Below are 9,272 nucleotides of genomic sequence, written 5' to 3' on the forward strand. Positions count from 1 at the left end.
CGTCATCGTCCACCCCACCATCCTGACTGGTCACGCCCCGATCTCCTTCAGGCGCCCCTCGACGAGGCCCAGCGCGGCGCGCCAGCTCGCCTCCACGTCGAGGGCGGAAGTGTCGAGCACCCGCGCGTCCGGCGCCCGCAGCAGCGGCGCCTCGGCCCGGCCGGAATCGCGGGCGTCGCGGCGGCGGATATCGTCCAGCACGGCCTCGAATGTCGTGTCTTCCCCGCGGCTTAGCAGCTCGCGGAAGCGGCGCTGGGCGCGCACCTCGGGGCTTGCGGTAACGAAGAGCTTCACCTTCGCGCCGGGGGCGATGACGGTGCCGATGTCGCGCCCGTCGAGAACCGCCCCGCCGGGCTGCGCCGCGAAGGATTTCTGCAGCTCCAGCAAGGCTTTGCGCACCCCCGGCATCGCCGCGACCCGCGACGCCGCCTCCCCCGCCGCGCCGGATTTCAGCGTCTCGGCGTCGAAACCGGCGAGGTCCAGCGTCGCCGCCAGCGCCGTCGCCGCCGCCTCGTCATCCAGCGCCGCCCCGGCCCGGATCATCCCCACCCCGACGGCGCGGTAGAGCAACCCGGTATCAAGGTGGGGCAAACGGTAATGGGCGGCCAGCCGCCGCGCCAGCGTGCCCTTGCCCGACGCGGCGGGACCGTCCAGCGCGAGGATCATGACACCTCGGCAATGTCGGCGCCGAGCCCGGCCATCAGCGGCACGAAGCTCGGGAAGCTGGTGGCGACGAAGGAAATATCGTCGATTTTCATGGGGTTGAGGCTGGCGAGCCCCATCACCAGGAAGCTCATCGCGATGCGGTGATCCATATGGGTGGTGACGGTGCCGCCGCCTTCCACCGCGCCGCGGCCTTCGACGATCAGGTCGTCGCCCTCGATGCGGTGGCGCACCCCGGCCTGCGCCAGCCCGGCCGCCACCGCGGCAAGACGGTCGGATTCCTTCACCCGCAGCTCGGAAAGCCCGCGCATCCGCGTGGTTCCCTCGGCAAAGGCGGCCGCCACGGCGAGGATGGGGTATTCGTCGATCATCGACGGCGCCCGCTCCGCCGGCACGTCGACCCCGGTGAGCCGCGAGGCCCGCACCCGCAGGTCGGCCACGCTCTCGCCGCCCTCGGTCCGCTCGTCGAGATACTCGATCTCGGCGCCCATCTCCTTGAGAGTGCTCAGCAATCCGGTACGGAGGGGGTTGGTCATCACCCCTTCGATCACCACCTCCGAGCCCGGCACCACCAGCGCCGCCACCAGCGGGAACGCCGCGGAGGAGGGATCGGCGGGAACCTGCACCGGCGCGGGCTTGAGCTCCGGGCGGCCGACGACGGTGACCGTGCGGCCATGGGCACCGTGGGGCACCACCCGCACCTCGGCGCCGAAATGGGTCAGCATCCGCTCGGTGTGGTCGCGGCTCGCCTCCTGCTCGGTCACCGAGGTCTCGCCCGGGGCGCCGAGCCCGGCCAGCAGCACCGCGGACTTGATCTGCGCCGAGGCGACCGGGCTTTCATAGGCGATGGGCACCAGATCCCGCGGGCCGCGCAGCGTGAGAGGCAGCCGCCCGCCCTCGGCCGCGGACACCACCTCCACCCCCATCCGCGCCAGCGGATCGAGGATCCGGCGCATCGGCCGGCGGCGAAGGCTGGCATCGCCGTCGAACGTCGCGGTGATGGGGTTGCCGGCGACCATGCCCATCATCAGCCGCGCACCGGTGCCGGAATTGCCGAAGTCGAGCGGGGCCGAAGGCGCCCGCAGGCCGCCGACGCCCACGCCCTGGACCCGCCAGGCGCCGGGGCCGAGCCGCTCCACCTGCGCGCCCAGCGCCGCGCAGGCACGGGCGGTGTTGAGCACATCCTCGCCTTCCAGCAGCCCGGAGATCAGCGTCTCGCCCACCGCTAGCGTGCCGAAGATGATGGCCCGGTGCGACACCGACTTGTCGCCGGGCACGCGCACGGTTCCCAGAAGCGGCGTGCCCGCACGGGCGAGCGCCGGCCGCGGCGCGGCCTCGCCATGGCCGGAAGACACCGGGAGGGCGGCGGCGGACGAAGAAAGGGTGCTGCTCATGTCGAAAAGGCCGGCTTTGCTGGGAAGAGCGAGAGCGGGCTTCCTAACACGATTGCAACGGCAGCGTCATGCCCGGCCGTGGGATCCTCGCGCCCGTCACCGCGCTTTCCAGGCCTGCGTCCCATGCCTACGTCGCCACCGTCCGCAAGCCCGCCTCGCGCCACCGCCGGAGAGGACCGCCCGCGATTGGCGCTTGACAGGCCGGAGCCTCGGGTCCTATGGGAGCCCCCTTCATCCACACCATCCGAGGTCAGACCCGTGGCGAAGCCAGAACTTGGCACGAAGCGCATCTGCCCCGTGACGGGCCGCAAATTCTACGACCTGAACAAGGATCCGGTGATCTCGCCCTATACGGGCCAGATCGTCCCGATCACTGTCGCGGTCTCCCGCGGTCGCGTCGAAGCCCCGCGTCCCGTCGTTGCCGAGCCGGCCGAAGTGGACGTCGAGGAAACGGGCGATATCGAACTGGTCTCGCTGGAGGACGCCGACGAGGAGGCCACCACCTCCACCAAGGCGGCACCGGCGGACGACGACCTCGAGATCGAGGACGAAGTCGAGACCGATGACGACGACACCTTCCTCGAAGAAGACGAGGATGGCGATGACGACGTGGCCGATCTGATCGGCGACGGCATCGAGGACGACGAGGAGGGCTGACGCGCCCGCCGGCCCCGTGCCGGCGGCGGTCAAAAGGCGCCGGAGGCGCTTCGGCCGGGGACAGCTCGAATTTGTCCCCAGCCCCCACTTGCAGTCTCCTCGTCCATGTGGTTTACGACGCTCCGCTGACGGCAACGCCCGAAGCACCCGCCGGGAGACAATCCCAAAGCGAACCTGCCCCTCCGGCCTGTTCGCACCCGGCAACCCCCGGTGGGGCCATAGCTCAGTTGGGAGAGCGCTTGAATGGCATTCAAGAGGTCGGCGGTTCGATTCCGCCTGGCTCCACCAATTCAATCGATCGATTGAGACCACGCCGGTAAGGCCGGTTCGATTAACTTCAAAAAATCTTCGCCATCGTATCCGGCAGCCCCGTCACCCGACGAACCGGGCTTCAGACCGAGCCTCACCGAAGCGGCCCCTCAGCTTGCCTCTTCTTCGGTCGACCGCACTGGGCTCTGCGGCAGCACGGTCGCTTGCCAGCGCTGCCAACCCGCGGCCTTCGCCCATCCGCCCTCCGGCCAATAAGACGCCTCACGGCCGGCGCCATCGGCCTGCATGAGGATCGCTGCGGCGACCGACGGCAAGGCGGGCACAGCTTGACTCTTCCCGGTCTTTGAGTCGTTTTAATCGAACAAAACGGGAACAACGATGCGCGCGACACATGACGTTTCCGCGCTGAGGCAAATGCTCGCCGGACTGGAGGCCGTGCGTTTGCCCAGCGCCTCATCGGCTTTCACTCTGGGTGCCAAAGGCCCGGACGAGGTGCTGGCGGAGACGCTGGCGCGGGGGGCGCTGCACGAGATCTATGCGGCGGAAGGGGGGGATATGCCGGCCGCTTCCGGCTTCGCCCTCGCCTTGGCGCTGCGGGCCTTGAACGGGCAGGGCGAGGCGCGCCCCCTTGTCTGGGTACGGCAGGATTTCCTCGATTCGGAAACGGGACGGCCCGATGCCCGCGGGGTGAGCGGCTTCGGCCTCGATCCGGCACGGCTCATCCTGGTGCGGGTGCGCGATCCTGAACAAGCCCTGCGCGCTGCGGGCGATGCGGTGCGCTGTGCGGCGCTCGGAGCGGTGCTGCTGGAATGGTGGGGCGAGCCGAAGGTACTCGATCTCACGGCCACGAGACGGCTGGCACTGCGGGCCAGCGTCTCCGGCGTCAGCTTCTTTCTGCTGCGCCGGGCCGCGCGCGCTTCTCCCAGTGTCGCGGTCACCCGCTGGCTGGTCCGCCCGATGCTCTCCACCCCGCTGGCCGCGGACGCGCCAGGGGCACCGGCCTTCGTCGTCACGCTGCTGCGCCATCGCGCCGGCGTCCAAAGTCATATCTGGAATCTGGAGTGGGACCATGAGAGCTGTTCCTTCCGCGACATCCCCCCGCTATCTCGCCCTGTGGTTTCCGTTCCTGCCGGCAAATCGGCTGGCCCGACAGCGGAGCCGTCGACGGCCGCCCTCCGCCGCGCCGGATGAAGCCCTGCCGCTGGTGTTCGTCGAACGGGTAAAGGGCGCGCTGCGGCTGTCCGCGGTCTCATCCCAGGCCCGCGCCCTCGGTCTGGCGCCCGGCCTGACGCTGGCGGATGCGCGCGCCCGGATTCCGGATCTGGCTGTGGCCGAGCACGATCCAGTCGCCGATGGCCTTTTTCTCGAGCGGATCGCGGATGACTGCGACCGCTGGACCCCGCTGGTCGCCCTCGACGGGAACGATGGCCTCGTGCTCGACATCACCGGGTGCGGTCATCTGTTCGGCGGCGAGGCGATGATGCGCCGACGGGTGGTGGAGCATCTCCAACGTCACGGGGTAGCGTTGCAGGCCGCCGTCGCCGGCACGCCGGAAGCGGCGAGCACGCTCGCCCGCTATGGGAAAGGCGGCGTGGTGCCGCCCGGGCGCGAGGCGGAATGCGTCGCCCCCCTTCCCATTTCGGCGCTAAACCTGCCGGAGGAAACGGTCACCGGACTTTCGCGCGCGGGGCTGAAGACCATCGGCGATCTCGCCGCGCGGCCTGGCACGCCGCTGGCCGCGCGCTTTGGTGTCAGCCTGCTGACGCGGCTGCGCCGGACGCAGGGCTTCGAGGATGTGCGGATCGTGCCGCGCCGGCCCTTGCCCGCCTGCATCGCCGAACGACGCTTTGCCGAGCCGATCGGCCGGGCCGAGGATGTCGAGGGTGCGCTGCGCAGACTGATCGAGGATCTCGGGCTGATGCTGGAGGCGCGCGGTGAAGGCGGGCGGGCCTTCGAGGCTTCCTTCTTCCGCACCGATGGAACGGTGCGGCGCCTGACGGTGGAGACCGCGCGCCCTTCGCGCGATTCGGCCTCGCTTGGCCGGTTGTTCGAGGAAAAGCTGGAGGCCTTGGCCGACCCGCTCGATCCTGGATTCGGCTTCGACCTGATCCGTCTCGCCGTGCTGCGCGCCGAAACATTGACGCCGGCCCAGGTGAGCCTCGACGGCCGCGCCCTCGAGGAGGAGGAGGTCGCCGCTCTGGTCGACCGGCTGGTGGCTCGGCTGGGCCGGGAGCGCGTGCTGCGCTTCATGTTGCGCGACACCCATGATCCGGACCGCGCCGTCCGCCTCGTTCCGGCGGCCGATCCGGTGCCGCCATCGAGCCCGGTGCCGGACGACAGGCTGCCCCGCCCCCTGATGATGTTCGACCCGCCGCAGCCCATCGAAGCGCTGGCCGAGGTGCCCGACGGCCCGCCCCTGCGCTTTCGCTGGCGGCGGGTGGTGCATGAGGTGGCGCACGCGGAAGGGCCCGAGCGCATCGCCCCGGAGTGGTGGCGGCAGGCGACGGGCATTCCCACGCGGGACTATTTCCGGGTCGAGAACCGCGAAGGCAGGCGCTTCTGGCTGTTTCGCGCCGGGCTCTACGGTCAGGAAACCACAGCGCCGCACTGGTTTCTTCACGGACTGTTTGCATGAAACCTTCATGAGCGGGACCATGGCCATGCCGTTCTTCGCCGAGCTGGTGGCAGCGTCCAACTTCTCGTTCCTGCGGGGCGCCTCCCGCGCCGAGGATCTGGTGGCGCAGGCCCTCGCCCTGGGTCATGGCGGCCTCGGCGTGGTCGATCGCAACACGGTGGCCGGCGTGGTGCGGGCCCATGCTGCGGTGAGGGAGGCGGAAGAAGCATGGCACACGGCAACCGGCGATCCATCCCGGCGGCTACCGTTTACCCTCGCGGTGGGTGCCCGGCTGGTCTTCGCCGACGGCACGCCCGATATCGTCGCCCATGCGCAGTCGCGGGAGGGATGGGGCCGGCTGTGCCGGCTGCTCACGACCGGCAATCTGCGCGGCGCCAAAGGCTCCTGCCTGCTCTACCGCGACGACCTTCTGGCCGATGCGCGCGGCCTCTCGCTGATCCTGATGCCGCCAGATGATATGCCGGCTAATGATATAGTTTCCCTCGACGCTGTTCTGGCCCGGTTACACGAGGCGGCGCCCGGCTCGCTCTGGCTGGGCGCCACCATGCGCCGGCGCGGCGATGACCGCCGCCGCCTCGCGGCGCTGAAGGCCCTGACGCAGAGGCTGCGCCTGCCGCTCCTCGCGACCAACGACGTGCTCTATCACCACCCGGACCAGCGCGACCTGCAGGATGTGCTCAGCTGCATTCGCCAGGGCCTCACCATCGAGGCGGCGGGCCGGCAACTCGAGGCCAATGCCGAGCGGCACCTCAAAGCGCCTGCCGAGATGATGCGCCTGTTCCGCGACGCGCCCGCGGCGGTAGAGGAGACGCGCGACTATCTTGGTCGCCTCGACTTCTCGCTTGCGGAGCTTCGCTACGAGTACCCGGAGGAGCCGGTACCACCCGGCGCGAGCGCACAGAGCTGGCTGGAGGCGATGACCTGGCGCCATGCCGTCCTGCGCTATCCCGCGGGCCTGCCCGCGAAGGTCGAGCGTCAGCTCGAAGATGAACTGCGCCTCATCGCCGAGCTCGATTACGCCCCTTATTTCCTCACCATTCACGACATCGTCCGCTTCGCGGAAAAGCGCGGCATCCTCTGCCAGGGGCGCGGCTCTGCGGCCAATTCCGCCGTGTGCTACGTGCTCGGCATCACCGCCGTCGATCCCGCCGAGAGCGAACTGCTCTTTGCCCGCTTCATTTCCAAGGAGCGGCGCGAGCCCCCCGACATCGATGTCGACTTCGAACATGCCCGGCGGGAGGAGGTGATTCGGTATATCTACGAACGGTATGGACGGCATCGCGCCGGCATCGCCGCCACGGTCATCTCCTACCGGCCCCGCAGCGCCATCCGCGATGTGGGCAAGGCAATGGGGCTGACCGAGGATATTACGGCCCGGCTCGCCAACACGGTATGGGGGAGCTGGGGCAGCGAGATCACGAAGCGTCAGGTCCGGGAGGCCGGCCTCGACCCCGACAATCCCATGATCGCCCGCGCTGTCGGCCTCGCGACCCGCCTCATCGGTTTTCCCCGGCACCTCTCCCAGCATGTCGGCGGCTTCGTGCTCACCCGCGGCCGGCTCGACGAGATGGTGCCCATCGGCAACGCGGCGATGAAAGACCGCACCTTCATCGAATGGGACAAGGACGACATCGACACGCTCGGCCTGCTCAAGGTCGATGTGCTGGCGCTGGGCATGCTCACCTGCATCCGCAAGGCGCTCGATCTCATGCGCAGCCATGAAGGCATCGACTGGGGGCTTGCGGACATCCCGCCCGAGCAGCCTGATGTCTATGACATGTTGTGCCGGGGCGATTCCATCGGTGTGTTCCAGGTCGAGAGTCGGGCACAGATCAACATGCTGCCCCGCCTCAAGCCGAGCCGCCTCTACGACCTCGTCATCCAGGTGGCGATCGTGCGTCCCGGCCCCATCCAGGGCGATATGGTGCATCCGTATCTGAGGCGCCGGGCCGGGCTGGAAAAGGAGGACTACCCGTCACCCGCCCCACCCCATGACCCCGATGAACTGCGCGGCGTGCTCGAGCGCACCAAGGGCGTTCCGCTGTTCCAGGAACAGGCGATGAAGCTCGCCATGGTCGCCGCCGCCTTCACCGATGTGGAGGCCAACAAGCTGCGCCGCGCCATGGCCACCTTCCGCAACATGGGAACAATTGGCCAGTTTCAGGTTCTGCTGGTCGAGCGGATGACCGAGCGCGGCTACGATCCCGCCTTCGCGCGGCGCTGCTTTGAGCAGATCAAGGGGTTCGGCGAATATGGCTTTCCCGAAAGCCACGCGGCTTCCTTCGCCAAGTTGGTCTACATCTCCGCCTTCATCAAATGCCGCCATCCCGCGGTGTTTGCCTGCGCCCTGCTGAATGCCCAGCCCATGGGTTTCTACGCCCCGGCGCAGATCGTGCGTGACGCAGGCGAGCATGGTGTCGAGATCCGACCGGTGGACGTCAATCACAGCCTTCACGACAACACCGTCGAACGGGACAGCGGCGAGCTCCCGCTCGCGCTTCGCCTTGGCTTTCGGCAGATCGACGGCTTCAGCGAGGCCTGGAGCCGGCAGCTCACCCAGTCCCGCCTCGGTGGCCCGTTCCCGGACATCGAGACCCTGGCCCGGCGCAGCAGGCTGCCAGTTGCGGCGCTGCGCAAGCTTGCAGATGCCGACGCCTTCCGTTCCCTTGGTCACGACCGCAGGACCGCCGCATGGGCGGTCCGCCGTCTGCCCGACGACCAGCCCCTTCCACTGTTCGCCGCGGCCGATGCCGCGGAGCTCGGGACAGATGAAGAAGCGAACCTGCCCCTCATGCCGCTTGGCGAGCACATCGCCGTCGATTACCAGACCGCGCGGCTTTCGCTGAAAGGCCATCCCATGGAGGTGCTGCGGCCGCTTTTTGCCACGGAGAAAGTTCTCACGAGTGCCGAAATCGAAAGGCTGCGCGATGGGGCCCACGCGCGCGCCGCCGGAATCGTGCTGGTGCGTCAGCGACCTGGCAAAGGCAACGCCATCTTCATGACGATCGAGGACGAGACCGGCATCGTCAATGTGCTGCTGTGGAGCCGGCTGTTCGAACAGTACCGCGCGCAGGTGATGGGTGCACGCCTGGTCGTGATTGAAGGGCAGGTGCAGAAAAGCCCGGAGGGTATCCTGCATGTGATCGCCGCGCGCGTATACGACCGCACCCGCGATTTGTCCCGCCTGTTCGACGCCCCACCGCCGAACACGCCCTGCCCCATTGCCAGCCCGCTGGTGGACCCCGGCATAGACGAGCGAACCCGCCCTGGTGTGCGACACGGCCACATGCTGGCTGGCCGCCGTTCGACGCAAGGCCACCCGCGCCTGGTCCGCCTCATGCCGAAATCACGCGACTTTCACTGAGAAGGTCACGGCCGAGAGAGACTGACCAAAACCCTGGCAGCCTTCTCGGCAGGTTGGACGCGCGGCCGGCGCCGCTTGCCTGATCGTGACGGCAGCCACGGGACGAGAATCGCCGGCGGGATCTTGCTGGGCGGATGCACTGATCAGCCATGCGGCTGCGCGGGAGTATATGGACAACAAAAACCCCCGCAGGGATTACCTGCGGGGGTTTTTGTTGGTTTGTGGAGAAGCGTTATGCTGTCTTTTGCAGGCCTGGCAGCGACCTACTCTCCCAGGTCTTGAGACATAG

Annotated in this window: 6 protein-coding genes and 1 tRNA gene; 5 read left to right on the forward strand and 2 right to left on the reverse strand. The window is 68.6% G+C overall.

Features of this window, described 5'->3' with window-relative positions; all coding sequences use genetic code 11:
- Nucleotides 1-30: 30 nt before the first annotated feature.
- Both cmk and aroA read right to left on the reverse strand, forming a co-directional pair.
- Complete coding sequence (gene cmk / locus KHC27_RS16675; protein ID WP_213340519.1) at nucleotides 31-666, reverse strand: (d)CMP kinase; 636 nt, start codon at nucleotides 664-666, stop codon at nucleotides 31-33.
- Nucleotides 663-2,057 (reverse strand): 3-phosphoshikimate 1-carboxyvinyltransferase, encoded by a 1,395-nt coding sequence (gene aroA, locus KHC27_RS16680; RefSeq protein ID WP_213340520.1) that lies wholly within the window; start codon nucleotides 2,055-2,057, stop codon nucleotides 663-665. The genes cmk and aroA overlap by 4 nt, the downstream gene beginning before the upstream one ends.
- 258 nt (nucleotides 2,058-2,315) lie before the next feature.
- Here aroA and KHC27_RS16685 point away from each other — a divergent pair, with 258 nt between their 5' ends.
- From KHC27_RS16685 to KHC27_RS16705, 5 genes are all read left to right on the forward strand, one after another.
- A complete protein-coding gene (locus KHC27_RS16685; RefSeq protein WP_213340521.1) occupies nucleotides 2,316-2,714 on the forward strand; it encodes a TIGR02300 family protein in 399 nt (132 codons plus the stop codon).
- A 212-nt stretch (nucleotides 2,715-2,926) separates the two neighbouring features.
- A tRNA-Ala gene (locus KHC27_RS16690) sits at nucleotides 2,927-3,002 on the forward strand.
- Between the two features lie 396 nt (nucleotides 3,003-3,398).
- A complete protein-coding gene (locus tag KHC27_RS16695; RefSeq protein WP_246520022.1) occupies nucleotides 3,399-4,175 on the forward strand; it encodes an ImuA family protein in 777 nt (258 codons plus the stop codon).
- 13 nt (nucleotides 4,176-4,188) lie between these two features.
- Nucleotides 4,189-5,619 (forward strand): Y-family DNA polymerase, encoded by a 1,431-nt coding sequence (locus tag KHC27_RS16700; protein WP_213340523.1) that lies wholly within the window; start codon nucleotides 4,189-4,191, stop codon nucleotides 5,617-5,619.
- A 7-nt stretch (nucleotides 5,620-5,626) separates the two neighbouring features.
- Nucleotides 5,627-8,983, forward strand: a complete 3,357-nt coding sequence (locus tag KHC27_RS16705; protein WP_425514890.1) for an error-prone DNA polymerase — start codon at nucleotides 5,627-5,629, stop codon at nucleotides 8,981-8,983.
- Nucleotides 8,984-9,272: the final 289 nt, after the last annotated feature.

The organism is Ancylobacter lacus, assembly GCF_018390635.1.
GTDB lineage: Bacteria > Pseudomonadota > Alphaproteobacteria > Rhizobiales > Xanthobacteraceae > Ancylobacter > Ancylobacter lacus.